We start from the raw sequence: 26,658 nt of genomic DNA on the forward strand, positions 1-26,658 counted from the left end.
CATCGGGTGACGGCCCTCGCGGAAACCTGCGGAGGAATCCGCTGTGATCAGCGGGTTTCCTTGTGCGCGGTGTGCTTGCGGCAACGCGGGCAGAACTTGTTCAGCTCAATGCGGTCGGGGTCGTTGCGGCGGTTCTTCTTGGTGATGTAGTTGCGCTCCTTGCAGTCCACGCAGGCAAGCGTGATCTTCGGGCGAACGTCGCTGCTCTTGCTGGCCACTGGAGAATCCTTTAGGTCTGGGGTGTTGCAGTGAAACGGTTGGTAGCGGGGGCGGGGATCGAACCCGCGACCTCACGATTATGAGTCGTGCGCTCTAACCACCTGAGCTACCCCGCCACGGAGTGGGTGGACCCGCCGGGGCGGGCTCCCATCTCAGAGCCCCCTGTCCGGATTGAACGGACGACCCCTTCCTTACCATGGAAGTGCTCTACCACTGAGCTAAGGGGGCAACGAGGGAGAACATTACCGATCCCCGTCCGGCGCGCAAAATCGGGTCGGTTTGATGCGCCTCACACTGGGTTTCGACGGCGACTTTCCGCACGCCTCGGCCCCAGTTTCGGTGACCGTTGGGCCGCGCGAGCACCCGTTCAGGTGCGACGCAGCAACCGCGGCTTGGCTCCGTCCTGCACCGGCGCCCAGTCGCACATGCGAAGGGACACGCCGTGCCGCACGGCATCCGCGGCGCGTCCTCTCGCACGTGCGACTCCCCGCAGGGGCGGCCACATCGCTCACCAGCGAGCGACGACGTAGGTCAGCCCGAAGGGGTCACTGCGGTGGGTCAGCGAACCGCCGTGCAGGCGGGGCTCCAGACGGGCAGCGACCGGCCAGGTGTGGCGCCCGGTCACCATCAGCTCGAACGCCTCGGGAGCCTGCGCGAGCGAGGCAAGGGCATTCCGGTCGGCAGCGGCAAGCGCGGCGGCAACGGCGTCGTCGTACGCAAAGGAGCGCTCGTCGATGTGCCCCGGCGCGCCCTGCGACCGCGCCGCAGCGCCGTCACCGAGGACGACGAGCGCCGTCCGGACGCCCGGATCAAGCAGCCCGCGGAAGTCTGCCTCGCCGTCGGTGCACTCGACGTACGTCGCGGGGAGGTCGACGCCGGCAAGCTCGAGCAGGTGCTCGCCGACCTGCTCGGCCAGGGATCTCGGGGCCCCGTGCAGCGGTCGCGTGCGGGACGGGTCGTGCCAGTCGCCGGGCGCCTCGCGGCCGCCGACGGGGCAGAGCGCGACCACCTGCTCCGCACCACGACAGGCCTCGCGGACCGCGTCGACCGCCGCGTCCCGCAGCTCCGCGACCGGGTCGGCCTGCCCCGACAGGTGCCGGAAGAAGAGCGGCGTCATCGGCACGAACGCCGCGCCGGTCACGCCCGTCGCCCCCGTCACGCCAGCGCCCGCGTCGTACGGGCGGGCGGGCGGATGCCGCGGATCGAGGCGACCATGTCCAGCACCTGCCGCGTCTCCACCACCTCGTGCACGCGGTAGACCCGGGCTCCGTGCCAGGCGCTGATCGCGGTCGCCGCGAGCGTGCCGGTCAGCCGCTGCTCGGTCGGCAGGTCGAGGGTCTCCCCCACGAAGTCCTTGTTGGAGAGCGAGACCAGCACCGGCCAGCCGGTCGCCGTCATCTCGTCGAGGCGGCGGGTGATCTCGAGCGAGTGCCAGGTGGTCTTCTCGAAGTCATGCGCCGGGTCGATCAGCAGCGACTCGCGCGCGACGCCCGCAGCGAGGGCCCGGTTGGCGAGGGCGACGGTGTCGTCGATCGCAGCACGTACGACGTCGGCGTAGCTCACGCGGTGTGGAGGCTGTCGGGGCGTCGCACCGTTCGTGTGCGTGCAGACGTACGCCGCGCCGTGGCGCGCCGCGACCTCCAGGAGCTGGGGGTCGTAGCCACCCCAGGCATCGTTGAGCAGGTCGGCACCCGCGGCACAGACCGCCTCGCCGACCTCATGGCGCCAGGTGTCGACGGAGATGACCACGTCGGGGAACTCCTCGCGCACCCGGGCCACGAAGCCCACGGTGCGCCGCAGCTCCTCGTCGAGGTCCACGACGTCACCGGGGCCGGCCTTCACCCCGCCGATGTCGACGATCTCGGCGCCCTGGTCGACGACCTGGCGCACGCGGTCGAGCGCTGCGTCCTCGGCGTACGTCGCGCCCTTGTCGTAGAAGGAGTCGCGGGTGCGGTTGACGATCGCCATCACCAGCAGGCGGTCGTCGGAGAAGGTGTGGCGGCCGAGCGTGAGCACGGTCCCAACCTAGCGGGCAGCCCGAATGCTCAGTCCTGGATGCGGGCGAACGGCTGGGCCTGCTCGAGCTCGTAGGCGAGGCTGAGCAGGCGCGCCTCGTGCCCGCTGCCGGCCGAGAAGAGCATGCCGGCGGGCAGGCCCGCAGCGGTCTGCGCGAGCGGGAGCGAGATGGACGGGTCGCCGGTGGCGTTCTGCAGCGGCGTGAAGGCGACCCAGTCCATCAGCCGCTCGATGATCGTCTCGAACGGCTGGCCCGGGTCGAGGTGGCCGATGCGCGGGGTCTCGTGCGCCACCGTCGGCGTGAGGACGACGTCGTACTGCCGGAAGAGGGCGGCCGAGGCGCGCTGGGAGCGGGCCAGCCGGGCGATCGCGAGCGGCAGCTTGGGGAGGTTGCGCTGGCCGTGGCGGGCCAGTCCGTGCGTCAGGTTGTCGTAGCGGCTGATGTCGGCGCCCTTGCCGAACTGCAGCTTCGAGGTGCGCACGATCGCTGTCGCCAGGAAGGCCCAATAGAGGAGGAAGTCGTCCGAGAAGGAGTCCGGCACCGGGTGGTCGATCTCCTCGACCCGGTGGCCCAGACCCTCGAGCAGGGCAGCCGTCTTGAGGGTGAGCTCGCGCATCTCCGGGCTTGCTTCCCGCCCGACCGAGGTGGTCACGACCGCGACCTTGAGACGCTCGGCGGCCGGACCGGTCACGTCGCCGATCGGCCGGAGACGCCGGGCCGGCGCGTGGAGCTCGATCTCCCGCAGGAACGCCGCGGTGTCGCGCACCGAGCGGGTGACGACGCCGTCCGCGACGATGCGCACCGGCATGTGGCGCATCATCGCGTCCTGCGGGGTGCGGTTGCGGGTCGGCTTGAGACCGACCAGGCCACAGCTGGCGGCCGGGATCCGGATCGAGCCGCCGCCGTCGTTGGCATGCGCGAGCGGGAGCGCGCCCGCGGCGACGAACGCCGCCGATCCGCTGCTGCTCGCGCCCGCCGTGCGGTCGGTGTCCCACGGGTTGCGGACCGGACCGAGGCGCGGGTGCTCGCACGAGGCACTGAAGCCGAACTCACTGAGCCGGCTCTTGCCGATCGGGTTGAGGCCGACGGCACGCAGGGCGCGGACCCACTCGCCGTCTGCCTTCTTCGGGACCGCCGGGAAGGCATCGGTGCCGTGCCGCGTCGGCATGCCGGCGACGTCGACGTTGTCCTTGGCGAGCATGGGCAGGCCGCTGAAGAAGCCACCCGTGACCCGCGGCCGCTCGTCGTACGCCGCATGGGCGAGGCCGCCGAGCGCCGGGTCGACCGTCTCGATGCGGGCCGCGACGGCGGCGCTGAGCTCCTGCGGGCTCACCTCCCCGCTGCGCAGCAGGTCGACCAGGCCGACCGCGTCGTGATCGGCCAGGACGTCATCAGTGAACGCGTGCACACGAGCCATGGCCCGACATTAGCGGCCCGCGCGCCCTCGATATGACTCGGGAGTCATACCAATTCGGCGTGCATTCACAGCAAGATCAGGATGATCGGCGTGAGGACGCTGACGAGCAGCGCAGTGAGCCCCATCGCCAGCCCCGAGAAGGCACCCTCGGTCGGGTGCTCACGCAGCGCGCGGGAGGTGCCGATGCCGTGGCTGCTGGCGCCGATCGCCAGACCCCGGGCGCGACGGTCGCGGATCCGGGCGAGGTTCAGCACGGCCGGGGCGGCGACGGCACTGATGATGCCGGTGACGATCGCGAGGACCGCCGTCAGCGCCGGCAGGCCGCCGATCGAGGTGGAGACCGCCAGGCTGACCGGGGTCGTGGCCGACTTGGGCGCCATCGTCAGCTCGAGCAGGTGGTCACCGCCGAGGACGCGCACGGCGAGGACACCGGTCACGATGCCCACGACCGCACCGAGCGGCAGCGCGACCACCATCGGCAGGAACATCCGGCCGAGGTGGTGGGCCTGCCGGTGCAGTGGCACGGCGAGAGCGACCGTGGCCGGTCCGAGGAAGAAGCCGATGATGCTCCCGCCGACGAGGTAGTCGTCATAGGAGATGTCGAGCACCCACAGCGTCGTGCCGATGACGACCAGCGCGACGAGCACCGGCTGGGCGACCGCCTTCCACGCCACCGGCACGCGCTGCTGCAGCTCGAGGCCGAGGCGGTAGCCCATCAGGGTGAGGAAGAGGCCGAGCAGCGGCGAGGTGCGCAGCCAGTCCAGGGCGTCGCTCATCGACGCACCCCCTCGGCGTCGCGACCGAGCAGCAGCGTCGTCACCCAGCCCACGACGAGCAGGACCGCGAGCCACGACACCACCAGCGCGCCGACGATCGGCACCGGGTGGTCACCGACGACGTGCAGGAGGGTGATGACGCCGACGCCGGCCGGGATGAAGAGCAGCTGGAGGTGCTTGAGCAGGCCGTCAGCCGCCCGGAAGAGGTTGGCGCTCGCCGGAGGCTTGCGGAGCTGCAGGACCACGAAGAGCAGGACCATGCCCACCACCGGCCCCGGGATGGTCAGGTCGAGGCTGCGCACGACGACCTCGCCGACGAGCTGGAAACCGAGCAGCCAGAGCAGGCCGTTGATCACGCGACCGACTCCCGGGGCTCCCGCGCCACACACCCGTCGAGGTGGTCGTTGACCAGCCCGAGCGCCTGCATGAGTGCATACATCGTGGTCGGACCGACGAACGTGAAGCCGCGCTTCTTCAGCGCCTTGCTCAGTGCGAGCGACTCGGGTGTCTGGCCGGGCACCTCGGCGTACGACGTGGGGGCGGGCCGCGCCTCCGGGGCGAAGGAGGCGACGAAGCGCGCGAACTCGCCGGGACCCTCGCTGTCACGGAAGGCGAGGATCGCGCGGGCGTTGGTGATCGTGGCGTCGATCTTCGCCCGGTTGCGCACGATGCCGGCGTCCTCCAGGAGACGGGACCGCTCGGCCTCGCCGAATGCAGCAACGCGATAGGGGTCGAAGCCCGCGAAGGCCTCACGGAAGCCCGGCCGCTTGCGCAGGATGATCGCCCAGGACAGCCCGGACTGGAACGCCTCCAGCGTCAGTCGCTCGAAGACGATCCGGTCGACGTCAGGACCGGCGGGAAACCGGCCCCACTCGGTGTCGTGATACGCCCGCATCTCCCCCGCGCCGGCCCACGCGCAGCGGAGCTCACCGTCGTCGCCCAGCACGAGGCCGCTCTGCACCTGGTCCGTCATGGCGGACATCCTCCCCTACCCCACTGACACCGCAGTCTTGACACGAATGCGTTAGTCATGACTAACGTATTTCCATGACCGACGCCTTCAGCGCTGCAGCGGAGCCCACGCGGCGCCGCATCCTGCAGTTGCTGGCGGCGTCCCCGCGGACGGTCAACGAGATCGCCGCGGAGTTCACCTCGACGCGCTCCGCCATCTCCCAGCACCTGCTCCTGCTGGCCGCGGTCGGGCTCGTCGAGGCGGAGAAGGTCGGCCGCAACCGGATCTACCGCGTGCAGCCCGACGGCCTCCGCCGACTCCAGGCCGAGATCGACCGGTTCTGGACCCACGAGCTCGACCTCCTGGTCGCAGACGCACACACCCTCGCCGCCTCGCGGCCCACCTCGCACTCAGCCACAGACAAGGACTCCCGATGACCACCTTCACCAAGACCGTCACCCTGCCCGTCTCGCCGGACGACGCCTTCGCGCTGGTCACCCAGCCCGAGCGCCTGCGCCGCTGGCAGACCGTGTCGGCGTACGTCGACCTGCGCGCGGGCGGCGAGTACCGCTGGACCGTCACCCCCGGACATCTCGCCGGCGGCACGTTCCGCGAGGTCGAGTCCGGCAAGCGCGTGGTCTTCGGCTGGGGCTGGGACGGCAACGCCGACCTGCCGTACGACGCCTCGACCGTCACCATCACGATCGACCCGGTCGAGGGGGGCTCTCAGGTGACGCTGACCCACGAGGGCCTGAACGAGCAGCAGGCGGCCATGCACGCCGAGGGCTGGAACCACTACTTCGAGCGCCTCGAGAAGGTTGCCGCCACCGGCGACGCGGGTCAGGACGAGTGGGCCTGGGCTCCGGAGAACCTCGACCCGATGACCGCCGCCGAGGCCACCCTCGCTGTGCTCCAGCCCATCCTCCGTGCGCTGACCAACGACGACAAGGTCAAGCAGACGCCGTGCACCGAGTTCACCTGCCACGAGCTGGCGGAGCACCTCTTCGGCTCGATGACGACGCTCGGAAAGTTCGCCGGTGTCGAGATCACCGTTCCCGAGCAGGGTCCGCTCGAGAACAAGGTCTCCGTCATGGCCGACCAGGCGATCACCGCCTGGCGTGCCTACGAGGGCGAGGAGGTCGTCGGCGGCGGGCTGCCGGCGTACGTCGCGCAGATGATCTTCTCGATCGAGTTCCTGCTGCACGCGTGGGACTTCGCGCAGGCGACGGGCCAGACCGTCAAGGTCTCCGACGAGCTGGTCGAGTTCGTCGCGACGTCCGCCAAGCCGATCGTCGACGGCGGGCGCGAGCGGGGCTCCTTCGGCCCCGAGGTCGCCGCCCCGGAGGACGCCTCCCTGCTCGACGCGTTCGCGGCGTTCGCCGGCCGTACGCCGATCGCCTCCTGACCGCGCCCCACCATCCGGAAGGATCACCGCCATGAAGATGCCCAAGGCCACCGATGAGATGAAGCAGGACTTCCGCGACCTCGTCGAGCCGCTGACGGTCGAGAACCCCGAGGTCGTCGTGAAGCCGATGTTCGGCCAGCTCGGCGCGTTCGTGAACGGCAACATGTTCGCTGGCCTCTTCGCCCCGACGGTCGGCGTCAAGCTCGACGCCGAGGGCATGGACGAGCTGGCCGCGGCGGGCGGTGGCCCGTTCGGTCCTGCCGAGCGGCCGATGGGCGGCTACCTGACGCTGCCCGACACCCTGTCGGCCGACGAGCGGGCGGCGTGGCTCCAGCGCGCCGTCCTCCACGTCGGCGCCATGCCTCCCAAGGCTCCGAAGAAGAAGTGAAGGAAGAACAGATGAGCAACGACCAGATGGCCTTCGACGGCAAGTGCGCCTTCGCGGTCTCCGTCGGCGGCGCCACCAAGGCCCCCGACGCCAACCCGAAGTACTTCGTGGCCAAGGACGGCGTCACCTACGGCTTCCTCGGCATCGTCCCGAAGGTGCTCTTCCAGCTGATCCCCGGCTCGGCGAAGCGCGCCGACCGCCTGTGGGCGAAGCTCCAGGCCGCCTGACCTAGGCCCCTGCCGAGCGCCGGTCCGCTGATGCGGGCCGGCGCTCGGTCATTTCAGGCGCGCGGCTTGAGGCGCAGGTTCGGCAGCGGCGGCGCCGGGATCGGCGGCGTGTGGTCACCAGCGACCACACCGAAACGACCCGGCGCCACGTCCTGGCTGTCGGCGAGGACAGCGCCCTCGCTCGTGATCTGCGCCTGCCACTCGTCGCGGTAGGCGGCCACGTCGTCGTGACTGCGCCCGATGAAGTTCCACCACATCACCAGCTGCTCCCCGAACGGCGGGCCGCCCAGCAGCACCAGGAGCGCGTCCTCGTGCGCGGTGATCTCGAGCGTCGTGCAGCCGGGAGCCAGGTAGCCCAGCTCGGCCGGCTTCAGCTCCTGGCCCGCGAAGGTCACCACGCCGTGGTCCACCAGCACCCCGTGCTCGTACGACCCGTCGACGTCGATGGTGAGCGTGGTGCCGGCCGCGAGGCGCAGCTCGGCGCCCAGCACCGGGAACGGGAACGCGACGGGCGAGGCCGACCCGAGCAGCGAGCCGAGGAAGACGCTGGCCGACCAGCCCTCCCCCGCCACCGGCGCGGGCGCGTAGTGCTCGAAGGACGGCGGGATGTCACGCGCGGCGTCCGGCAGCGCCAGCCACAGCTGTACGCCGTGCAGCACCGTCGTCGCAGCGGTGGAGATCTCCGAGTGGCTGATGCCGTGCCCGGCGGTCATCAGGTTGACCTCGCGCGGGCGGACCATCGCCACCGTGCCGATCGAGTCGCGGTGCTCGACCTCTCCGGTGAAGAGCCAGCTGACCGTCGCGAGGCCCGTGTGCGGGTGCGGGGTCACGACCATGCCGCCGCTCTCGGCCACCGGGTCCGGGCCGTAGTGGTCGGCGAAGCACCAGGCGCCGATCAGCGTGCGCTCCCGCGACGGGAGGGTGCGGCGTACGTTCATCGCGCGGGGGCCGCCCAGCGGCACGTCGCGGGGCACGAGCACCGTGACGCCCGTGCTGCTCCCCTCCCCTGCCTGACCACAGAGGACCTCAGCCGGTTCGCGCTCGGTGTTGCTCATGACACCAGCCTGCCACGCACTGCCGGCCGCTGCCGGGCATGTCGGGCGTCACGGCAGGGCGACATACGGGGGCCACCCGCGGATCACGGTCCGTTCATGGACGCGCGGCATCGTGCACGGCATGCGCATCGCCCAGCTGGCCAACTTCATCGGCCCCGCGTCCGGGGGCATGAAGACGGCGGTCGCCGCTCTCGGGGCCGGGTACGTCGCCGCCGGGGCGTCACGCCTGCTGGTCGTCCCCGGCCCGACCGACGCACGCGAGGAGACCGCCGAAGGGACCGTCGTGCAGCTCCGGGCGCCGAAGGTCGGCGGCGGCTACCGCCTGATCGTCGAGCCCTGGCGGGTGATCGACGCGCTCGAGGAGTTCGGCCCGACCTCGGTCGAGATCAACGACAAGTCCACGCTGCTGCCGGTCGCCCGCTGGGCGCGCCGCAACGACGTCGCCTCGATCCTGTTCAGCCACGAGCGCCTCGACGACATGCTCGCCATGCGCACCGGCCTCGACACCTCCGTGAAGCTCTCCATCGGCTTGTGGAACCACGTGCTGGTACGCCAGTTCGACGCGATCGTGGTCACCTCGCGCTACGCGCGACGGGAGTTCTCCGCAGCGGCGTCGGCGGTCGACACCCCGATCGTCCAGGTGCCGCTCGGGGTCGACCTGGAGACGTTCCGTCCGGCCGCGAGCGCGGATCCACACCCGCGCCCCACCAGCTCTCATGAGCCACTGCGCCTGGTCCACGTGGGCCGGCTCTCCCGCGAGAAGTCGCCGCACCTTGCGGTCGCCACCGCGGTCGAGCTGCACCGGCGCGGCGTACCCGTCACTCTCGACGTCTACGGCACCGGCCCGCACCTCCACGAGCTCGAGGAGATCGCGGCCGGCGCGCCCGTCACGTTCCACGGCCACGTCGCCGGGCGGGCCGAGCTGGCGTCGCGCATCGCCGCCGCTGACGTGGCGCTGAGCGTGTGCCCGGGCGAGACCTTCGGTCTCGCGGTGCTCGAGGCACTCGCGTGCGGCACCCCCGTCGTCACCGCCCGCACGGGCGGCGCCAGCGAGCTGATCGACGCCGCCTCCGGCGCGTGGGGCGACGACAACCCCGCGTCCCTGGCCGACGCCGTCCTGCGGGTCGCGGCACGCGACGTCACCACCCGGCGTACGGCGGCGCGGGCGCGGGCCGAGCTCTTCCCGTGGTCGGCCGCCGTCGAGGGCATGCTCGACGTGCACGCACGGGTCACGCACCCGCTCCCGTTAGCCGCGACGCGCTGACCGGACGCTCTGCGGCACACCCGTGCCGCCAACGGGCGGGTTTCACGACGGGGGTCTTGGTGTGACTGCGACACGCGTGTGCCGCACTCACACCAAGACCCCTTCCTCGACTCGACCCCGTTTGGCAGCACACCCGTGCCGCCAGCGAGCTCAGCCGAGCACGTCGTCCAGCGGGGTCGCCGCGAGACCATGGGCCGCGGCGACCGGCGCGTAGACCAGCGCGCCGTCGTGCGTGTGGAGGCCCTTCGCCAGCGCCGGATCCGCGCGGCACGCGGCCTGCCAGCCGCGGTCGGCGAGAGCCACGGCGTACGGCAGGGTGACGTTGGTCAGCGCGTACGTCGAGGTGCGCGGCACCGCGCCCGGCATGTTGGCGACGCAGTAGAAGATCGAGCCGTGCACCTGGTACGTCGGGTCGGCGTGCGTCGTCGGACGCGAGTCCTCGAAGCAACCGCCCTGGTCGATGGCGATGTCGACGAGCACCGAGCCGGGCTTCATCTGCGCCACCAGCTCGTTGCTGACCAGCTTGGGCGCAGCGGCTCCCGGGATCAGCACCGCGCCGATCACCAGGTCCGCCTCGCGCACCTGCTCCTCGATCACCAGCCGCGACGACGCGAGGCCGTGCACGCGGTTGTTGTAGCGCCAGAACGACATCCGCAGCTTGTCGAGGTCGTTGTCGATCAGGGTGACGTCGGCGCCCATGCCAAGCGCGATGTTGGCGGCGTTCTGCCCCGAGACGCCGGCACCGATGATGACGACCTTGGCCTGCGCGACGCCACCGACACCGCCCATCAACACACCGCGGCCACCCTGCGACTCCATCAGCGCGTGCGCGCCGACCTGGGGCGCGAGACAGCCGGCCACCTCGGACATCGGGTAGAGCAGCGGCAGCCCGCCCGAGGGCAGCTGCACCGTCTCGTAGGCGATCGACGTGACCCCTCGTGCCATCAGCTCACGCGTTAGCGGCTCATCGGCAGCGAGGTGCAGGTAGGTGAAGAGCAGCAGCCCGGGCCGCAGGCGCGGGTACTCCGCCGCGATCGGCTCCTTCACCTTCAGCACCATGTCGGCGCCCCACGCGTCCTCGACCGAGCCGAGCGTCGCGCCGGCCGCGGCGTACTCCTCGTCGGGGATGGCGCTGCCGAGGCCGGCACCGCGTTCGACGACCACCGTGTGCCCGTGCGCCACCAGCTCGGTCACGCCGACCGGCGTGATGGCGACGCGGTACTCGTGGTTCTTGATCTCCTTGGGAACTCCCACCCTCATGGGAGCCAGCATGCTCAGGACCGGCGACCGACGGAAGGGTCGTGACCGAACCGTGCCTTCACGTTTCCGGGGCGTGGGCGCCGTGACCGATCAGTGACCAGACAGGTCACCGGACAGCAGGCAGCCAGTCCACCTCGGCGATGTGGCGGATCCGCTCGCGTCCGAAGCGCGACAGCATCAGGACCGCGGTCGCGAGGGCGACGTACATCGAGCCCATGATGATCAGGATCCACGCGCCGTGCAGCGAGGAGTCGAGCGGGGCGACCATGCCGCCGACGACCGAGATCGCCACGAAGACGACGGAGAACGCGCGGGGCAGGCGCATCGCCGCGACGAACGGGACGACCCAGAGCAGGTACCAGATGTGGACCACGGGCAGGGTCAGCAGGAAGCCGCCGACGAGCAGCGTCGTGCCCTCGAGCGCCTTGAGCCGGCTACCGGCGGGCCAGCGCAGTGCGACCCAGGCGACGAGCACCAGCGAGAGGACCGAGGCGACCTTGCGGAACGCGTCGGCGAACGTGTGCTGCTCGACCTCGAACCCCAGCAGGTGGCCGGCCTGGTCGAAGATCCCGCCGATGAATGTCGGCGGCGACAGCGGGGTGTAGACCGTGCCGGGCACGGACAGCGCGCTGACCCAGCCGAGTCCGAGTCCCCACGAGAAGCCGACGGCGGCGAGGACGACGACGGCGATGGCCCCGGCGATCCCGAGCCGCTTCACGCGCTCGAGCAGCGAGGCGCCGACCGGCAGGGACGCGAGCACGATCGGGATGCAGACGAGCCCGCCGGGCACCTTGACGCTGGCCGCGATCCCGCCGACCACGGCACCCCAGAGCCAGCCGCGCTCGACGCCGACGACCAGCGCAGCTGCCATCAGGCCGACCATGAGCAGGTCGTTGTGCAGCCCGCCAACGCCGTTCGCGATCATCAGCGGCGACGCGATCGCGACGGCGCTCGCCAGGGCCGGACGTACGCCGGACCAGACCGCGAGCTTCGGCACCGCCCAGGCGATCAGGGCCAGGCCGACGAGCGCCACGAGCCGGTCGCAGATGACGAGCGCCCACGGGTTCGTCGTGAAGCGCGAGGACAGGTCACCGAGGATCAGCGGCAGGGGCCCGTACGGCGTCAGCGTCTCCATCCAGCGCGGGTCGACCGCCTCGACGATCGGCCCCGCGAGCACGCCCGGGCCGTGCTCGTAGGGAGAGATGCCGAGGCGGGTCATCGTGCCCTGCGCGGCGTAGCTCCAGCCGTCCCGCGAGAAGAGCGGCGGCGCCACGAGCAGCGGCAGGGCCCACAGCACGGTCGCCTGGCGGACCAGCTCGAGGCCGCCCGGCCGGTCATCGCGGGCGAGCGTGCGGCAGAGCGAGAGCCAGGCAGCGGCGAGCATCCCGAGACCGGCAAGCACCACGACCAGCCCGGCCATGCGACCGGCCGTGTGCGTGCGCAGCGCGACGAGCTGCTCGCTGTCGAGCAGGAAGCTGGAGTCGGGCAGGGTCGACACCACCAGCCCTCCGAGGAGGACCAGGACGGAACCGGCGAGGCCACGAGTCAGCACACGCGGACCGTACGAGCGCCGTCGGGCCGGGACCTTACGTGAGCGTGAACGACACTCCAACAGGCGATCACGGTGGCCGTGGGCTCGCTCACGCAGCGCGGACACGCCACGCCCCCACGGCCTTCGCCACGATCAGGGGGTTGCCGGCAGGCATGGGGACGATGACCAGTCCCCCGAGCAGGACGAGCACGGGCCCCGTCGTTCCACGGATCAGCACGGCGCGCACGCTAGGCCGCGCGACGTGACGGGACCGTGAACGCCGTCAGTGGCTGGTGAATCCCAGGTGCGCGGCGGGCGTCCCCGCCCGCATGGCCTCGAGCTCGTCCGGGTGGTGGCGGTGCATGTGCGCGATCGCCCGGCGCCGGTAGCGCAGGATCTGGATGCTGCCCAGGGCCCAAACGACGTACTGGACGGAGAGGGCGACGCGGAAGTCCGCCAGGTCGTACGCCGACGGGCCGGCCGGCTCGCGCAGGTCCAGCACCACGCCCACCAGCCACAGGGTGAGCAGCGACGCGGTGAAGCCGCCGATGTTGACCAGGCCGTTGGCCCGCCCGACGGCCTGCACCGGCGCCAGCGTGCGGGCCAGCTCGAAGCCGACCATCGAGGCGGGACCGCCGGTCGCGATGACGCAGACCAGCACGACCAGCAGCCACAGCGGTGCCTGTCCCGGCCAGAGCAGCACGACCGCCCAGGCCAGGGCGCTTGCCGCGACCACGACCAGCACGACCTGCGAGCGGCGGAACGGGTGCCGCGTGACGATCCGGCCGAGGACGGGGCCGGCGATGACGATCCAGCCGGTCATCAGCATCAGCAGCGCACTGGCGGTGCTGCGACTCAGCCCCTCGCCGGAGACGAGGAAGGGGAAGCCCCAGAGCAGCGAGAAGACCGTCGCCCCGAACTGGGAGGTGAAGTGCGACCACATGCCCAGACGTGTGGTCGGGTGCGCCCAGATCACCCGCAGGCTACGGGCGAGGGCACGCAGCTTGGTGACCTCGTGCGCGGCGTCGCGATAGGGCGAGTCCTTGACCAGCAACGCGACCGCGACCATCACGACCAGACCGACGGTCGAGAAGCCCGCGAACGCCCTGGTCCAGCCGAGCCCGTGCAGCGCCATGCTGAGCGGCGCAGCCGCGACGATCGCGCCGACCTGCCCGAGCTGTCCGGTCAGCTGGGCGACCATCGGTGCCTGCCGGACCAGGAACCAGACCGCCACCAGGCGCAGCACCGACACGAAGATCATCGCGTCACCCGCACCGATCACCGCACGGGTGGCGAGCGCCGCCGTGAACGTGTCCGTGAAGGCGAACGCCAGCTGCCCCGCGGTCATCAGGGCGAGTCCGGCGAGGATCATCCGGCGCGAGCCGAACCGGTCGAGCAGGACGCCGACGGGGATCTGCATGCCGGCGTACACCGCGAGCTGGAGGACCGTGAACGCGGCAAGCTGGCTCGCCGAGATGTCGAAGCGGTCCGCCGCGATCAGCCCGGCGACACCGAGGGAGCTGCGGTGGAAGATCGCCACGCCGTACGCCGAGAGCGCGGCCGCCCAGATCGCCCAGGCGCGCCGGCGCCCGATGTCATGCATCAGCTCACGTTCGCGCTCCCGCGGGGATTCCTCCACGCATCGAGCATGCCAGCGTCAGTCGACCTCGGAGCGACAGCCCCGCATCGCGGAGGAGACGAGATCCGCCCAGACCACCTTCGCGCTGCGCGTCGGATGGACGCCGTCGACCAGCTGTCCGGTGTGGTCCGCCGCCCAGGTGCGCCAGTCGGCGACACAGACGCCTATGCCGTCGGAGCTGTCCGAGGCGAGACTGCGCATCGCGTCGGCGTACTCGCCGGTGCGGGTGAAGGCGTAGCGACCGGTCGAGCGCGGGTGCTTCGCCGCCGCCGAGCGGAACGGTGTCACGAACTCCACCTGGGCGCGCGGCACCAGCGCCCGGACCCGCTCGTAGTCGGCGGCCTCCCAGGCGGTCGACCAGTTGGTGCCGAGCTCGACGACGAGCTGGGCCGGCGCGCGGCCCTTGCGCTGCTCCCAGTCACGGATCAGCGGCAGCAGCCGGTCGACGTTGCGCCCCTCGACGGCGTCCACGATCCAGTGCGGGTGCAGCGCCTTGAGCTGCTCGCGGCTGCGATGCGCGATCGAGTCGCCGAGCACCAGCGTGTACGACGGCGGCGCGCTGCGGGCGTGGGCGGTGACGGCCCGCACGGTGTGCGTCGGGGCAGGTGCGGCGGCTGCGGCGACCGGCGGGGTCGGTGCGCCAGCGAGCGCGACACCCGCGGCGACGGCCACGGCGGTGCACCCCGCTGCCACGCCCGCACAGACCTTCCGCATGCGGGGAGCGTAAGGGATGGAGACCGCCACACCCCGGAAAACAGTGAGGCCCCGCCGGAAACCGACGGGGCCTGTCTGTGGCAGGTGAAGGATTCGAACCTTCGAAGCTTTCGCGACGGATTTACAGTCCGCTCCCATTGGCCGCTCGGGCAACCTGCCGTGTTGAGCCCCGGGTATCCCCGGCGACAACGGGTGGAAGAATAGCGCAGCACCCGACCCCTAGCGAAAACGCCCGCACCCCTGGGCGCAGGAGGACCAAGGCCATGGCCGACTCGTCGTTCGACATCGTCAGCAAGATCGACCGCCAGGAGGTCGACAACGCGCTCGGCCAGACCGCGAAGGAGATCGCGACCCGCTACGACTTCCGCGGCACCAACGCGGAGATCAAGTGGAACGGCGAGCACGCGATCGAGATCCAGGCGTCTGCCGACGACCGCGCCAACGCGATCCTCGATGTCTTCAAGGGCAAGCTGATCAAGCGCAACCAGTCGCTCAAGATCGTCGACGCCTCCGAGCCGCGCCAGTCCGGTCAGCTCTCGAAGATCTCGATCACCCTCAAGGAGGGCATCTCCTCCGAGGACGCCAAGAAGGTCTCCAAGCTGATCCGCGACGAGGGCCCGAAGGGCGTCAAGGCGCAGATCCAGGGCGACGAGCTCCGCGTCTCCTCCAAGTCGCGCGACGACCTGCAGGCCGTGCAGCGGCTCGTGCAGGAGGCCGACTACGACTTCGCGGTGCAGTTCACCAACTACCGCTGACCGCGCCGGTGCATCGGTGGCAGCACTGCCACGGATGCACGGATACGCGAACGCCGCGCCCTCCCCAGCGGGAGGGCGCGGCGTTCGTGCGTGATCAGGCGACGGTCAGCGGGGTACCCACCGGCAGGCCGGCGGACGGCAGCGTGACCGCACCGGCGGCGGCCGAGAGCCACACGTGGCGCCCCGTGTCGACGCCGAGGTGTCGGGCCGCCGTGCGGGTGAGCGTCACGACGACCTCCTCCCCGGCGTCGGTCAGGACGGTCACGCGGACCTCGAAGCCGACACGCAGGACACGCGAGACGACACCCTCGATCGCACCGACCGCGGTCGGGGACGTCGTGAGCTCGATGTCGTGCGGGCGGATCAGCTGGCCACCGAGCGTGGTCGCCTCGCCGAGGAACGACATGACGAAGTCGGACGCCGGGGCGTCGTACAGCTCGTCGGGGGTGCCGACCTGCTCCACGCGACCCTGGTTGATGACGACGATCTCGTCGGCGACCTCGAGGGCCTCCTCCTGGTCGTGCGTGACGAAGACGGTGGTCACGTGGACCTCGTCGTGCAGGCGACGCAACCAGTCGCGGAGCTCCTTGCGGACCTTCGCGTCCAGCGCACCGAACGGCTCGTCCAGCAGCAGGACCGACGGCTCGACGGCGAGGGCCCGGGCCAGCGCGAGGCGCTGGCGCTGCCCACCGGAGAGCTGCGACGGCAGCCGGTCGGCGAACTGCGACAGGTGCACGAGCTCGAGGAGCTCGGCGACCCGCTGCTTCACCTCCGCCTTCGGGCGCTTGCGGATCTCCAGGCCGAACGCGACGTTCTTCGCCACGCTCATGTGCTTGAAGACCGCGTAGTGCTGGAAGACGAAGCCGACGTTGCGCTTCTGCGGCGGGAGGTGGGTCGCGTTGGTGCCCTCGATCTCGACCGAGCCGCTGTCGGCGTGGTCGAGGCCCGCGATGATGCGCAGCAGCGTGGACTTGCCGCCGCCGGAGGGGCCGAGGAGCGCGGTCAGCTGACCGGTCGGGAGGGACAGGTTGATGTTCTCGAGTGCCACGAAGTCCCCGAAGGACTTGTTGACACCGGTGATCTCGATGCTCATGGGATGGTCCTTCAGGAAGCCGTGTGCTTGGGGCGGAGGAGGGCGACGACGACGAGACACGCGACCGCGGCCGAGGCCAGCAGGAACGCCGTGGCGTACGCCGTCGGCTGGTCGAAGTTCTGGTACCGCTCCTCGACGATGAGCGTCGCGGTCTGGGTCTTGCCGACGATGTTGCCGGAGACCACCTTGACCGCGCCGTACTCGCCGAGGGAGCGGGCCAGCGACAGGACCACTCCGTAGATGACCGCCCACCGGATGCTCGGCAGGGTGATGCGCGTGAAGGTCTGGAACGAGTTCGCGCCCAGGCTGCGGGCCGCCCACTCCTGCTCGTCGCCGACCTCCTGGAGCGTCGGGACGACCTCGCGGATGACCAGCGGCAGGGCCACGAAGACCGTTGCCATCACGATGCCCGGCGTCGAGAAGACGACCTGGAGCCCCCAGTTGGCGAGGGTCGGGCCGAACCAGCCCTGGGTCGGGCTGTAGACCAGCACCAGCGCCAGACCGACGACGACCGGCGACACCGACATCGGGATGTCGAGCAGCACCGAGAGGATCCGACGGCCCCGGAACGTGTTGCGGACCAGGAGCAGCGACATCGTCACGCCGAAGACGGTGTTGATCACGACCGACACGACGGCGACGATCGCGGTCAGCTTGAGGGCGTGGACGACGTACGGGTCGCTGAAGGTGTGCGCCAGGGCGTCGAAGCCGTCCGCGAAGGTGTTGCGGACGACGAGCGACACCGGCCAGGCGACGAGCAGCACCAGGTAGGCAACGACCAGGAGCCGCAGGAACCAGCGGAGGATGAAGGGAGTCTTCACCATCGCTTCGTCACCCGCCTCTGCAGCAGGTCGAGCGCCACGATGACGACCAGCGCGATCACGAGCAGGATCGTCGCGACGACTGCGGCCGAAGCCGTGTTGCCGCCCTCGATCGAGCTGATGATCCGCACCGAGGCCACCTCGGTCTTGAACGGCAGGTTGCCGCTCAGCAGCACCAGCGAGCCGTACTCCGCGATCCCGCGCGCGAACGCCATTCCGGCGCCCGCCACGATCGCCGGAACCAGGCTGGGCAGGATCACCCGGCGGAACGTGTAGAGACGGGTGGCACCGAGCGAGGAGGCAGCCTCCTCGACGTCGGTGTCGAGCTCCTCGAGCACCGGCTGCACCGTGCGTACGACGAAGGGCAGCGTCACGAATGCGAGCGCGAGGAAGACCGCGGCCCGGGTACTGGCGACGTTGACGTCGATCGGGCTCTTCGGGCCGTAGAGCGAGAGGAGCACGAGGCCCGCCACGATCGTCGGCAGCGCGAAGGGGATGTCGATGATGACGTCGAGGATCGCCGCGCCGCGGAAGCGGTCACGCACGAGCACCCACGCGATCGTCGTACCCATCACGACGTTGAGGAGGGTGACGCCGAGCGCCTGGACGACGGTGAGCTTGAGCGCCGCCGAGGTCTGCGGGTTCTGCAGGACCTTGACGAAGCCGTCCCAGCCGCCCGTGCTCGCCTGGACGACGACCGCCGCGAGCGGGATGAGCACGAGCAGGCTGAACCAGACGAGGGAGACGCCGAGCGCAAGGCCCGACGACCTGGTGAGGGCACTAACGGCCCGAGCCGGGCGGCGCTTGCGCGCCGCCCGGCCGGGTCGAACCCCGGTTTCAGGGGTCAGAGTGGTTGCTGTGGTCACTCGGAGGTGCCCGTCGCGATCTGGATCTTGGTGACGATGCCGTTCTCCTCGTCGAAGAACTTCTTCTTCGCGGCGTCCCAGCCGCCGAAGTCCTTCGCCACCGTGAGCAGCTTCTTCGGCGTCGGGAACGGGTTGGCCGGGTCGTTGGCACCCTCGACGTCACCGGTGATGCCGTCGATCACCGTGCGGTAGCCGCTCTCGCGGAAGTCCTTCTGGGCCTCCGGCGTGAAGAGGAAGTCGCGGAAGTCCGCGGCAGCCTTCGGGGCGTCCTTGGTGACCGCAGCCGGCGTCTCGATCAGCAGGGTCTGGTCGGGCACGATGTAGTCGATGTCCTCGCCCTTCTGCTTCGCGAGGATCGCCTCGTTCTCGTAGGAGACGAGGACGTCACCGTTGCCGCTCGTGAACGACGTCAGGGCGTCACGGGCCGAGCCCGGGAGCGAGACGGCGTGCTTGAAGTAGTCCGTGAGGTACTTCTTCGCGTCGGCCTCGGTGCCACCGTTGGCGAGGACGTGACCGTACGCAGCCAGGGTGTTCCAGCGCGCACCACCGGAGGAGGCCGGGTTCGGCGTCACGATGCCGATGCCGGGCTTGACCAGGTCGTCCCAGCCGGTGATCTTCTTCGGGTTGCCCTTGCGGACGACGAGGACGACGACGGAGTCGGCGACGATGCCGTCGTGACCGGTCGCGGTCTTCCAGTCGGAGTCGACGAGCTTGGCGTCGACCAGGCGGGTGACGTCGCTCTCCAGGGAGAAGTTGACGAAGTCGGCCGGCTGGCCGCCCTCGACCGCGCGGCTCTGGTCGCCGGACGGGCCGTAGGACTCGCTGAACTTCACGTCCTTGCCAGCGTCGGTCTTCTGGAAGGCCTTCTCGATCGATCCGAACGCCGTCTGCGGCGTGGAGTACGCGACCAGGTCGATGGTCGTTTCCTTGCCACCGGCAGCGTCAGACGAACCACATGCAGTCAGGCCGAGCGCTCCCACCAGAGTCGCGGCCACTGCGGTCGTGAGCTTCTTGCCCATGATGCTTCTCGCTTTCATCTGCGCCGGGGACCCCATGTCGATCCGGCGTATGTCGAGAACCTTAGGGGACTTTCGTTTCTTTGTCATCTTTCTCAGTGCACTTTGAGTTGTTGCGGTCTGGACCGGAGCGCAAGGGAACGCCGAGAGGGCCGCACGGCAGCGAAAAGCGGTTGCAGAGTCCACTAGTTTGGGAGCCATGTCTGAGGAACGCCGCGGCCTGCTGCTGGGCGCTGCGGCGTACGGGATCTGGGGGCTGTTTCCCCTCTTCTGGCCGCTTCTAGAGCCGGCCGATCCGTTCGAGATCCTCGCTCACCGCGTGCTCTGGTCCTCCGCGGTGATGCTGCTGGCCGTCGTGCTCCTGCGGCGGCGCGACGCGGTGCGGTCAGTCCTCGCGGACCGGCGTCGGCGGCGCTATCTCGCCCTCGCCGCGGTCGTCATCGCCTGCAACTGGGGCGGCTACATCTGGGGCGTCAACCACGGTCATGTCGTCGAGACGTCCCTGGGCTACTTCGTGAACCCGCTGGTGACGGTCTTCCTCGGTGTCACCGTGCTCGGCGAACGACTGCGTCCGCTCCAGTGGGGCGCACTCGCCGTCGGCGCCCTAGCGGTGGTCGTCCTCACCGTCGACTACGGCCGCCCGCCGTGGATCGCGCTCGTCCTTGCCGTCTCGTTCGGCGTCTACGGGCTGGCCAAGAAGCAGGCGGCCGCCGGCGCGATCGAGAGCCTCACGGTGGAGACGGCGTTCCTCGCTCCGCTCGCCCTCGTGTACGCCGTCGGCCTCGGCATGACCGGCCACGCGACGTTCGCGTCGGCTGGTCTGGGGCACGCCGCGCTCCTGGCCTGCGCAGGCGTGGTGACCGCCGTACCGCTGCTGCTCTTCGGCGGTGCAGCGACGCGGATCTCACTGGTCGGGCTCGGCCTGCTCCAGTACCTCGCGCCGGTCATCCAGTTCGTGCTCGGCTTGGTCGTGTTCGACGAGGCGATGCCGCTGGGTCGATGGGTCGGCTTCGGACTCGTGTGGGTGGCGCTCCTGCTGCTCACCGCCGAGTCGCTGCTGCACCACCGGCGCCAGCAGCTCGTCCGCGCTGCGGAGGCCGTCGCGGCCTGAAGAGCCCTGCCGCCAAACTGTCAGGCTGACAGTTTCGCTCCAGGTGACACTTCGGAAGTGTCAGATCCGGCCAAACTGTCAGGCTGACAGTTTGGCGCGCAGCGTGCCGAGCACCCACCAGGACCCGGCGCGTCAGGCGGTGCGGGTGGCGACCACGTCGGCGAACGCCTCGAGGGCGTCGCGGACCGGGCCCTCGGCGAGGACCTTGAGCAGGTCCTTCGCCTCCTGGGCACGGGCGATGACGTAGGCGCGGGCCTCGGCCATCGCCGGGTGGGCGCGCAGGAGGACGAGCGCCTCGGCCAGGTCGGCGTCGGACTCGAGCGACGAGTCGAGCAGCTCGACGAGACGAGCATCCTCCGGGCGGCCAGCGCGACGCACCAGCAGCACCGGGAGCGTCGGGACGCCTTCACGCAGGTCGGTGCCGGGGGTCTTGCCCGACTCCTCGGTCTCCGAGGCGATGTCGAGGATGTCGTCGCTGATCTGGAACGCAGCACCGACGATCTCGCCGTACGCCGCGAGGGCCTCCTCGACCTCGGCCGGAGCACCGGCGAAGCGGGCGCCGTACAGCGCAGAGGTGGCGATCAACGAACCGGTCTTGCCGGCCACGACGCGGAGGTGGTGCTCCAGCGCGACGTCCTCGGACGCCGGCGGCACGGTCTCGAGGATCTGACCCTCGACGAGGCGCGAGAACGTGTGCGCCTGGATCTTCACCGCGTCCGGGCCGAGAGCGGCCGTGAGCTCCGATGACTTCGAGAAGAGCCAGTCGCCGGTGAGGATCGCGACGTGGTTGTCCCAGCGGGCGTTGGCCGAGTCGGCACCGCGGCGCAGGGCAGCCTCGTCCATGACGTCGTCGTGATAGAGCGAGGCGAGGTGGGTGAGCTCGACGACGCAGGCCGCATCGATGACCTCCGGCGACCCGGCGTTCGGGCCGGTCTCCGCCGCGAGCAGCACGAGGAGCGGGCGGAAGCGCTTGCCGCCGGCGTCCATGAGGTGGCGGGCGGCCTCGGTGACGAAGTCGGCCTCGCTCGTGATGTGGCCGGCGAGGGCCTCCTCCACCTCGACGAGGCGGGCCTTCAGACGCGCCGCGAGGGCCTCATCGAGGACAGGGAGGGCCAGCGCGGGACCGGACGAAGTCGTGCTCACCTGATGAAGTCTCCCGCATGCGCCGCAAGATCGAGAACCGGGCCGGGTACGACGCCCAGGACGACCGTCGCGACCGCGGTCACCGCGATCGTCGCCGAGGTCAGGATCGACGGCACGGCCACCGCCGGACCGCCCGCGACGGGCTCGGAGAAGTACATCAAGACGATGACCCGGATGTAGAAGAACGCCGCCATCGCGGAGGTCAGCACGGCGGCCACGACCACCGGCCAGGCGCCGCCACTCATCGCCGAGGCGAAGACGACCCACTTGCCGGTGAAGCCCGCCGTGAACGGCAGGCCGGCCAGCGAGAGCAGGAAGAGCGAGAAGACCGCAGCCACGACCGGGGACGTGCGGGCCAGCCCGGCCCAGCCACGCAGCTCGCCCGACTCGCCGGCCGCGTCGCGCACCAGGGTGAGCACTGCGAAGGCTCCGAGCGTCATCAGGCCATAGGTGACCAGGTAGAAGAGCACCGCCTGCGTGGCACCGATCTGGTCGTCGCCGAGGGAGGCGCCGGTGCCGAGGATGCCGGTGAGCACGAAGCCCGTGTGCGCGATCGAGGAGTAGGCGAGCATCCGCTTCACGTCGGTCTGCGCGACCGCCAGCACGGCACCGATCACCATCGTCAGGAGCGCGATCGCCCACAGCATCGGCAGCCAGGTCCAGCGCTCGCCGCCGAAGGCGACCGAGAAGAGACGCAGCATCGCGACGAACGCCGCCACCTTGGTGCCGGCCGCCATGAACGCCGTCACCGGCGTCGGGGCGCCCTGGTAGACGTCCGGCGTCCAGGCCTGGAACGGCACCGCGCCGACCTTGAAGAGCAGACCGACGGACAGCAGGCCGATGCCGGCCAGGAGCAGTCCGCGTTGGCCGGAGGTGTTGGCGATGGCGTCGGCGATCCCGCCGAACCGCACGGTGCCGGCGTACCCGTAGACGAGGGCGATGCCGTAGAGCAGGAAGCCGGAGGAGAACGCTCCGAGCAGGAAGTACTTCATCGCGGCCTCCTGCGAGAGCAGGCGCCGACGGCGCGCCAGCCCGGTCAGCAGGTAGAGCGGCAGCGAGAGCACCTCGAGCGCCACGAAGAGGGTCAGCAGGTCGTTGGCCGCGGCGAACAGCAGCATGCCGCCGACCGCGAAGAGCAGCAGCGGGTAGACCTCGGTGTGCTCGAGGCCGCGCTCGCCGACGCGGCGTTCGGCATCCGTGCCCGGCAGCACCGCAGCCTGTCCGGAGAACGCCGACACGCCGCCGTCGAGGTGGCGCTCGGCGAAGAGGAGCACGCCGAAGAACGCGACGATCAGCAGCAGCCCCCAGGCGAAGACGGCAGGGCCGTCGATCGCGACGGATCCCTCTGCAACGACCGCGCCGTGCGCAGCTCCGTGGCCGCGCGAGTCCAGGCCGGTGGCCACGAAGATCGTGCCGCCGAAGGCAACGGCCAGCGTCGTCAGGGTCAGCAACACCTGCGTGACGTAGCGCCACGCCCGCGGCACGAACGCCTCGACGACGATGCCCACGCACGCGGCGCCGAGCACCAGGAGCAGCGGCCAGATCAGGTCGTAGCCCAGGTGCGGGCTCTGGAACGTCGTCACTTCTGCGCCCCTGACTCGATGGTCGCTGCCTCGATGCTCGACATGGTGTGGTCGCTCGCCGGGTTGATCACCGACAGCGCGAGCTGCGGCGCGAAGCCGAGCAGGATCATCAGCGCGATCAGCGGAGCGATGGCCGCGATCTCGCGCTTGCCGACCTCGGCCACGCCCGCCAGCTCCGGACGCTCGGGACCGGTGACCGCGAGCCGGTAGGCCCGCAGTACGTACGCCGCAGCCAGGACGATGCCCGACACCGCGATCGTGCCGACCCACCAGTGGTGCTGGAATGCGCCGAGCATGACCAGGAACTCGCTCACGAAGGGCGAGAGACCCGGCAGGCCCAGCGTGCCGAGGCCACCGAGGAGCAGCAGCGCCGCGAGGACCGGCGCCTTCTTCTCCACGCCGCCCATCTGCGAGAGCCGTGCCGTGCCGGTGCGCTTGATCAGGTAGCCCGCGGCGAGGAAGAGCACCGCCGTCGCGAGGCCGTGGTTGAACATGTAGAACGTCGCTCCCGAGACGCCCTGGTCGTTAACCACGAAGATGCCCAACACGATGAAGCCGAAGTGGCTCAGCGAGGTCAGACCGGTCAGCACGAGCAGGTCGTCCTGGCCGAGCGCCAGCAGGGCGCCGTACACGATCGAGATCAGGGCGAGCGTGACGACGACCGGCGTCGCCCAGTGCGAGGCACCCGGGAAGAGCTCGAGGCAGAACCGGAGCATGCCGTAGGTGCCGATCTTGTCGAGCACGCAGATCAGCAGGACGCTCGTGCCCGGCGTCGCGTTGCCCGTGGTGTCCGGCAGCCACGTGTGGAACGGGAAGATCGGCGCCTTGATCGCGAACGCGAGGAAGAAGCCGATGAAGACCATCCGCTCCTGGTTCGTCGTCAGGCTGAGTCCCTTGAGGTCGTCGATCAGGTACGACGCGTGGCCGGTCTGCGCGGAGAAGGCGTAGAGCGCGACGACCGCCGCCAGCATCACCAGACCGCCGGCAAGCATGTACAGCAGGAACTTCACCGCCGCCGCCGTACGCCGGGGGCCGTGGCCGTAGCTGCCGATCAGGAAGTACGCCGGGATCAGCGTCGCCTCGAAGACGAGGTAGAAGAGGAAGACGTCCTGCGCGCAGAAGACCGCGAGCGCGAGCGCCTCGACGACGAGCATCAGCGCGAAGAAGCCCTTGGTGTTGCGGTCATCCGCGTCGTGCCACGAGGCGGCGATGACGACCGGCACGAGGATCACGGTCAGCAGCACCATGGTGACGCCGAGACCGTCGACGGCCAGCGCCCAGTGGGCGCCGATCGGCGCGATCCAGGTGTGCGTCTCCGACCAGGTCTCCCCCGTGTCGGCGTTGGCGATACCGACGACGGCTCCGCCGATCAGCGTCGCGATCGAGAACGCGAGCGCGCTCCACTTGGGCAGCGCGTCGCCGGGGTGGCTGGGCAGCAGCATCACGGCGAGGGCGCCGATCAGCGGGAGGGCGATGAGCAACGACAACATCAGATGTTCACCACCAGGAGCGCGAGGACGACGAGCAGGCCGCCGCCCAGCACGGAGAGCGCGTAGGAGCGGACGAAGCCGTTCTGGATCCGGCGAAGCTGGAGCGAGCCGCCGACGGTCGCGGCCGCCTGACCCATCACGACGCCGTCAATGACTGCCTTGTCGAACACCATGAGGCCCTCGGCCAGACGCATCGTCGGCTGGACGACGAGCACGTCGTTGATCGCGTCGCCGTAGAGGTCGGCACGCGCGGCCTTGACCGGCCAGGCGACGTCGGCCGGCGCCTTCCGCGGCACGAACCGCTCACCGACGGTGAACCAGGCCGTCGCCACGCCCACCGCGACCGTCACGAAGACGAGCAGCGTGATGACGTACGCCGGCATCGGCAGCTCTTCGTGGTGCGCCTCGCCGACCACCGGACGGAGCCAGTCGGTGATCCAGCCGCCCGCGAGCATCAGCCCGCCGAGGACGGAGAGCGCGGCGAGCACCATCAGCGGAATCGTCATGACGCGAGGCGACTCGTGCGGGTGGACGCCGTCCTGCCAGCGCTTGTCGGTGAAGAAGGTGAGCAGCATCAGCCGGGTCATGTAGAAGCCCGTGATGCCCGCGCCGAGCATCGCCAGCGCGCCCACCAGCGGGCTGTAGCCGAAGGCGGTCTCGATGATCTTGTCCTTCGACCAGAAGCCGGAGAAGCCCGGGAACCCGATGATCGCGAGGTATCCCATCGCGAACGTCAGGAACGTCACCGGCAGCATCTTCCGCAGCGCGCCGTAGTGGCGCATGTCGACGTCGTCGTCCATGCCGTGCATGACCGAACCGGCGCCGAGGAACATGTTGGCCTTGAAGAAGCCGTGCGTGACCAGGTGGAAGATCGCGAACGCCGCACCCACCGGTCCGAGGCCCGCACCGAGCATCATGTAGCCGATCTGGCTCATCGTGGAGCCGGCCAGCGCCTTCTTGATGTCGTCCTTCGCGCAGCCGAGCACCGCACCCCACAGCAGCGTCACGACGGCGACGACGATGACCGCGGTCTGCGCGACCGGGGCCGCCTCGAAGATCGCGCCGCTGCGGACGATCAGGTAGACGCCGGCGGTGACCATCGTGGCCGCGTGGATCAGCGCGGAGACCGGGGTCGGACCTTCCATGGCGTCGAGGAGCCAGGCCTGGAGCGGCACCTGCGCGGACTTGCCACAGGCGGCGAGGAGCAGCGCGAGCCCGATCAGGGTGACGGTTGTCTCGGACGGCGGTCCTCCGACCGCATCGGAGTAGCCCGCGACCTGACCGAGCACGTTGCTGAAGTTCAGGTTTCCGAAGTGCACGATCATCAGGAACATCGCCAGCAGCAGTCCCATGTCACCGACGCGGTTCATCACGAAGGCCTTGCGCGCGGCGAGCGCGGCCGAGTGCTTGTGCTGCCAGAAGCCGATCAGCAGGTACGACGCGAGGCCGACGCCCTCCCACCCGAGGAAGAGCATCAGGTAGTTGCCACCGAGCACCAGCAGCAGCATCGCGGCGACGAAGAGGTTCAGGTAGCCGAAGAAGCGGCGACGGCGGTCGTCGTGCTCCATGTAGCCCACGGAGTAGAGGTGGATCAGCGATCCGACGCCGGTGATCAGCAGGACGAAGAGGATCGAGAGGTGGTCCGCGTAGAGATCGGCCCCCACCTTCACGTCACCGACCTCCAGGAAGGTCCACAGGTGCTGGGCGGTCCACCCGTATTCATGGAACGGGTAGTCCCCCACCGGGTCGCCGACGAACCCGAGGAAGACGACCAGACCGAGCACGAACGACGTGGCCACCGTCGCGACCCCGAGCCAGTGACCCCACCGCGAGGCCCAGCGGTCGACGAGACCGCCACCCGGGAGCAGCACGACAGCACCCAGGAGCGGGAGGCCGATGATCAGAGCAAGCACGAG

General features: G+C 70.3%; 28 protein-coding genes and 3 tRNA genes. 7 read left to right on the forward strand and 24 right to left on the reverse strand.

From position 1 onward, the window contains the following. Positions 1 to 47: 47 nt before the first annotated feature. The 9 genes from rpmG to EPD65_RS14360 all read right to left on the reverse strand — a co-directional run bounded on the left by rpmG (position 48) and on the right by EPD65_RS14360 (position 5,402). A complete protein-coding gene (rpmG, locus tag EPD65_RS14320) occupies positions 48 to 218 on the reverse strand; it encodes a 50S ribosomal protein L33 (protein WP_107700766.1) in 171 nt (56 codons plus the stop codon). Between the two features lie 40 nt (positions 219 to 258). Beyond that, a tRNA-Met gene (locus tag EPD65_RS14325) sits at positions 259 to 335 on the reverse strand. Positions 336 to 375: 40 nt separating this feature from the next. After that, positions 376 to 447, reverse strand: a tRNA-Thr gene (locus tag EPD65_RS14330). A gap of 280 nt (positions 448 to 727) precedes the next feature. Continuing rightward, positions 728 to 1,378 carry a hypothetical protein gene (locus EPD65_RS14335; RefSeq protein ID WP_131585310.1) on the reverse strand — a complete coding sequence of 217 codons (651 nt, stop codon included), beginning with the start codon at positions 1,376 to 1,378 and terminating at the stop codon, positions 728 to 730. After that, positions 1,375 to 2,235 carry a dihydropteroate synthase gene (gene folP, locus EPD65_RS14340; RefSeq protein ID WP_243640612.1) on the reverse strand — a complete coding sequence of 287 codons (861 nt, stop codon included), beginning with the start codon at positions 2,233 to 2,235 and terminating at the stop codon, positions 1,375 to 1,377. The genes EPD65_RS14335 and folP overlap by 4 nt, the downstream gene beginning before the upstream one ends. Before the next feature lie 29 nt (positions 2,236 to 2,264). Beyond that, positions 2,265 to 3,653 (reverse strand): amidase, encoded by a 1,389-nt coding sequence (locus EPD65_RS14345; RefSeq protein WP_131585312.1) that lies wholly within the window; start codon positions 3,651 to 3,653, stop codon positions 2,265 to 2,267. 65 nt (positions 3,654 to 3,718) lie between these two features. Further along, entirely contained in the window at positions 3,719 to 4,429 is a 711-nt protein-coding gene (locus EPD65_RS14350; RefSeq protein WP_165873020.1) for an LrgB family protein, read from the reverse strand. Then, positions 4,426 to 4,785: a CidA/LrgA family protein gene (locus tag EPD65_RS14355; protein ID WP_131585314.1), complete on the reverse strand. Its 360-nt coding sequence runs from the start codon at positions 4,783 to 4,785 to the stop codon at positions 4,426 to 4,428. Before EPD65_RS14355 ends, EPD65_RS14350 begins: the two co-directional genes overlap by 4 nt. Continuing rightward, complete coding sequence (locus EPD65_RS14360; RefSeq protein ID WP_131585316.1) at positions 4,782 to 5,402, reverse strand: DNA-3-methyladenine glycosylase I; 621 nt, start codon at positions 5,400 to 5,402, stop codon at positions 4,782 to 4,784. Before EPD65_RS14360 ends, EPD65_RS14355 begins: the two co-directional genes overlap by 4 nt. Positions 5,403 to 5,476: 74 nt before the next feature. Between EPD65_RS14360 and EPD65_RS14365 the strand changes: the two genes are divergently transcribed. Genes EPD65_RS14365 through EPD65_RS14380 form a run of 4 tightly spaced genes read left to right on the forward strand, consistent with a single transcriptional unit; the run spans position 5,477 to position 7,401 of the window. Then, the gene (locus EPD65_RS14365; protein WP_131585318.1) at positions 5,477 to 5,818 is read left to right on the forward strand and encodes an ArsR/SmtB family transcription factor; all 342 of its coding nucleotides are present in this window, start codon (positions 5,477 to 5,479) and stop codon (positions 5,816 to 5,818) included. Then, positions 5,815 to 6,786: a TIGR03086 family metal-binding protein gene (locus EPD65_RS14370; RefSeq protein ID WP_131585320.1), complete on the forward strand. Its 972-nt coding sequence runs from the start codon at positions 5,815 to 5,817 to the stop codon at positions 6,784 to 6,786. The genes EPD65_RS14365 and EPD65_RS14370 overlap by 4 nt, the downstream gene beginning before the upstream one ends. Before the next feature lie 31 nt (positions 6,787 to 6,817). Then, entirely contained in the window at positions 6,818 to 7,174 is a 357-nt protein-coding gene (locus EPD65_RS14375; protein ID WP_131585322.1) for a TfoX/Sxy family protein, read from the forward strand. 11 nt (positions 7,175 to 7,185) lie between these two features. After that, positions 7,186 to 7,401 (forward strand): hypothetical protein, encoded by a 216-nt coding sequence (locus EPD65_RS14380; protein WP_131585324.1) that lies wholly within the window; start codon positions 7,186 to 7,188, stop codon positions 7,399 to 7,401. A 53-nt stretch (positions 7,402 to 7,454) separates the two neighbouring features. Here EPD65_RS14380 and EPD65_RS14385 read toward each other — a convergent pair whose 3' ends face one another. Further along, entirely contained in the window at positions 7,455 to 8,456 is a 1,002-nt protein-coding gene (locus EPD65_RS14385; RefSeq protein ID WP_131585326.1) for a pirin family protein, read from the reverse strand. A gap of 121 nt (positions 8,457 to 8,577) precedes the next feature. Between EPD65_RS14385 and EPD65_RS14390 the strand changes: the two genes are divergently transcribed. Continuing rightward, a complete protein-coding gene (locus tag EPD65_RS14390) occupies positions 8,578 to 9,720 on the forward strand; it encodes a glycosyltransferase (RefSeq protein ID WP_131585328.1) in 1,143 nt (380 codons plus the stop codon). 150 nt (positions 9,721 to 9,870) lie between these two features. Here the strand turns inward: EPD65_RS14390 and ald are convergent, their stop codons facing one another. The 6 genes from ald to EPD65_RS14415 form a co-directional block, all read right to left on the reverse strand. Next, positions 9,871 to 10,980, reverse strand: a complete 1,110-nt coding sequence (gene ald, locus EPD65_RS14395) for an alanine dehydrogenase (protein WP_131585330.1) — start codon at positions 10,978 to 10,980, stop codon at positions 9,871 to 9,873. A gap of 106 nt (positions 10,981 to 11,086) precedes the next feature. Then, positions 11,087 to 12,532 (reverse strand): polyprenol phosphomannose-dependent alpha 1,6 mannosyltransferase MptB, encoded by a 1,446-nt coding sequence (gene mptB / locus EPD65_RS14400; protein WP_131585332.1) that lies wholly within the window; start codon positions 12,530 to 12,532, stop codon positions 11,087 to 11,089. Positions 12,533 to 12,620: 88 nt separating this feature from the next. Then, entirely contained in the window at positions 12,621 to 12,749 is a 129-nt protein-coding gene (locus tag EPD65_RS16690) for a hypothetical protein (protein WP_279387573.1), read from the reverse strand. Between the two features lie 45 nt (positions 12,750 to 12,794). Further along, on the reverse strand, positions 12,795 to 14,150 hold the full coding sequence (locus EPD65_RS14405; RefSeq protein WP_243640613.1) for an MFS transporter: 1,356 nt from the start codon (positions 14,148 to 14,150) through the stop codon (positions 12,795 to 12,797). A gap of 18 nt (positions 14,151 to 14,168) precedes the next feature. Beyond that, on the reverse strand, positions 14,169 to 14,864 hold the full coding sequence (locus tag EPD65_RS14410; RefSeq protein ID WP_131585334.1) for an SGNH/GDSL hydrolase family protein: 696 nt from the start codon (positions 14,862 to 14,864) through the stop codon (positions 14,169 to 14,171). A 78-nt stretch (positions 14,865 to 14,942) separates the two neighbouring features. Next, positions 14,943 to 15,023 (reverse strand) — tRNA-Tyr (locus EPD65_RS14415). 104 nt (positions 15,024 to 15,127) lie between these two features. Here EPD65_RS14415 and EPD65_RS14420 point away from each other — a divergent pair. Then, a complete protein-coding gene (locus EPD65_RS14420) occupies positions 15,128 to 15,619 on the forward strand; it encodes a YajQ family cyclic di-GMP-binding protein (RefSeq protein ID WP_131585336.1) in 492 nt (163 codons plus the stop codon). Positions 15,620 to 15,713: 94 nt separating this feature from the next. On the opposite strand, the gene EPD65_RS14425 is transcribed toward EPD65_RS14420, so the two are convergent. The 4 genes from EPD65_RS14425 to EPD65_RS14440 all read right to left on the reverse strand — a co-directional run bounded on the left by EPD65_RS14425 (position 15,714) and on the right by EPD65_RS14440 (position 19,418). Then, positions 15,714 to 16,712 (reverse strand): sulfate/molybdate ABC transporter ATP-binding protein, encoded by a 999-nt coding sequence (locus EPD65_RS14425; protein WP_131585338.1) that lies wholly within the window; start codon positions 16,710 to 16,712, stop codon positions 15,714 to 15,716. An 11-nt stretch (positions 16,713 to 16,723) separates the two neighbouring features. Continuing rightward, positions 16,724 to 17,536 carry a sulfate ABC transporter permease subunit gene (locus EPD65_RS14430; protein WP_131585340.1) on the reverse strand — a complete coding sequence of 271 codons (813 nt, stop codon included), beginning with the start codon at positions 17,534 to 17,536 and terminating at the stop codon, positions 16,724 to 16,726. Further along, positions 17,530 to 18,252: a sulfate ABC transporter permease subunit CysT gene (gene cysT / locus EPD65_RS14435; protein WP_243640614.1), complete on the reverse strand. Its 723-nt coding sequence runs from the start codon at positions 18,250 to 18,252 to the stop codon at positions 17,530 to 17,532. The genes EPD65_RS14430 and cysT overlap by 7 nt, the downstream gene beginning before the upstream one ends. Before the next feature lie 143 nt (positions 18,253 to 18,395). Beyond that, positions 18,396 to 19,418: a sulfate ABC transporter substrate-binding protein gene (locus tag EPD65_RS14440; protein WP_131585342.1), complete on the reverse strand. Its 1,023-nt coding sequence runs from the start codon at positions 19,416 to 19,418 to the stop codon at positions 18,396 to 18,398. 196 nt (positions 19,419 to 19,614) lie between these two features. Here EPD65_RS14440 and rarD point away from each other — a divergent pair, with 196 nt between their 5' ends. Next, positions 19,615 to 20,526, forward strand: coding sequence for an EamA family transporter RarD (gene rarD / locus EPD65_RS14445; protein WP_131585344.1), 912 nt, complete (start codon positions 19,615 to 19,617; stop codon positions 20,524 to 20,526). A gap of 132 nt (positions 20,527 to 20,658) precedes the next feature. On the opposite strand, the gene EPD65_RS14450 is transcribed toward rarD, so the two are convergent. From EPD65_RS14450 to nuoL, 4 genes are read right to left on the reverse strand one after another with little or no spacing between them, the layout of a single operon-like run. After that, positions 20,659 to 21,669, reverse strand: coding sequence for a polyprenyl synthetase family protein (locus EPD65_RS14450; RefSeq protein WP_131585346.1), 1,011 nt, complete (start codon positions 21,667 to 21,669; stop codon positions 20,659 to 20,661). Next, the gene (gene nuoN, locus EPD65_RS14455; protein WP_131585348.1) at positions 21,666 to 23,252 is read right to left on the reverse strand and encodes an NADH-quinone oxidoreductase subunit NuoN; all 1,587 of its coding nucleotides are present in this window, start codon (positions 23,250 to 23,252) and stop codon (positions 21,666 to 21,668) included. Before nuoN ends, EPD65_RS14450 begins: the two co-directional genes overlap by 4 nt. Continuing rightward, the gene (locus EPD65_RS14460; protein WP_131585350.1) at positions 23,249 to 24,742 is read right to left on the reverse strand and encodes an NADH-quinone oxidoreductase subunit M; all 1,494 of its coding nucleotides are present in this window, start codon (positions 24,740 to 24,742) and stop codon (positions 23,249 to 23,251) included. The genes nuoN and EPD65_RS14460 overlap by 4 nt, the downstream gene beginning before the upstream one ends. Then, entirely contained in the window at positions 24,742 to 26,655 is a 1,914-nt protein-coding gene (gene nuoL, locus EPD65_RS14465; RefSeq protein ID WP_131585352.1) for an NADH-quinone oxidoreductase subunit L, read from the reverse strand. The genes EPD65_RS14460 and nuoL overlap by 1 nt, the downstream gene beginning before the upstream one ends. Between the last annotated feature and the right edge of the window lie 3 nt (positions 26,656 to 26,658).

Source organism: Nocardioides jejuensis (genome assembly GCF_004337475.1).
Classification (GTDB): Bacteria; Actinomycetota; Actinomycetes; order Propionibacteriales; family Nocardioidaceae; genus Nocardioides; species Nocardioides jejuensis.

Excerpts from the sequence above, each read along its gene's own strand:
- rarD (WP_131585344.1), top strand. The coding sequence starts at position 19,615 with ATGTCTGAGGAACGCCGCGGCCTGCTGCTGGGCGCTGCGGCGTACGGG.
- EPD65_RS14430 (WP_131585340.1), bottom strand. The coding sequence starts at position 17,536 with ATGGTGAAGACTCCCTTCATCCTCCGCTGGTTCCTGCGGCTCCTGGTC.
- ald (WP_131585330.1), bottom strand. The coding sequence starts at position 10,980 with ATGAGGGTGGGAGTTCCCAAGGAGATCAAGAACCACGAGTACCGCGTC.
- EPD65_RS14440 (WP_131585342.1), bottom strand. The coding sequence starts at position 19,418 with ATGGGCAAGAAGCTCACGACCGCAGTGGCCGCGACTCTGGTGGGAGCG.
- EPD65_RS14410 (WP_131585334.1), bottom strand. The coding sequence starts at position 14,864 with ATGCGGAAGGTCTGTGCGGGCGTGGCAGCGGGGTGCACCGCCGTGGCC.
- EPD65_RS14460 (WP_131585350.1), bottom strand. The coding sequence starts at position 24,742 with ATGTTGTCGTTGCTCATCGCCCTCCCGCTGATCGGCGCCCTCGCCGTG.
- EPD65_RS14420 (WP_131585336.1), top strand. The coding sequence starts at position 15,128 with ATGGCCGACTCGTCGTTCGACATCGTCAGCAAGATCGACCGCCAGGAG.
- EPD65_RS14345 (WP_131585312.1), bottom strand. The coding sequence starts at position 3,653 with ATGGCTCGTGTGCACGCGTTCACTGATGACGTCCTGGCCGATCACGAC.
- EPD65_RS14360 (WP_131585316.1), bottom strand. The coding sequence starts at position 5,402 with ATGACGGACCAGGTGCAGAGCGGCCTCGTGCTGGGCGACGACGGTGAG.
- EPD65_RS14370 (WP_131585320.1), top strand. The coding sequence starts at position 5,815 with ATGACCACCTTCACCAAGACCGTCACCCTGCCCGTCTCGCCGGACGAC.
- EPD65_RS14425 (WP_131585338.1), bottom strand. The coding sequence starts at position 16,712 with ATGAGCATCGAGATCACCGGTGTCAACAAGTCCTTCGGGGACTTCGTG.
- EPD65_RS14385 (WP_131585326.1), bottom strand. The coding sequence starts at position 8,456 with ATGAGCAACACCGAGCGCGAACCGGCTGAGGTCCTCTGTGGTCAGGCA.
- EPD65_RS14380 (WP_131585324.1), top strand. The coding sequence starts at position 7,186 with ATGAGCAACGACCAGATGGCCTTCGACGGCAAGTGCGCCTTCGCGGTC.
- EPD65_RS14375 (WP_131585322.1), top strand. The coding sequence starts at position 6,818 with ATGAAGATGCCCAAGGCCACCGATGAGATGAAGCAGGACTTCCGCGAC.
- EPD65_RS14350 (WP_165873020.1), bottom strand. The coding sequence starts at position 4,429 with ATGAGCGACGCCCTGGACTGGCTGCGCACCTCGCCGCTGCTCGGCCTC.
- EPD65_RS14390 (WP_131585328.1), top strand. The coding sequence starts at position 8,578 with ATGCGCATCGCCCAGCTGGCCAACTTCATCGGCCCCGCGTCCGGGGGC.
- EPD65_RS14365 (WP_131585318.1), top strand. The coding sequence starts at position 5,477 with ATGACCGACGCCTTCAGCGCTGCAGCGGAGCCCACGCGGCGCCGCATC.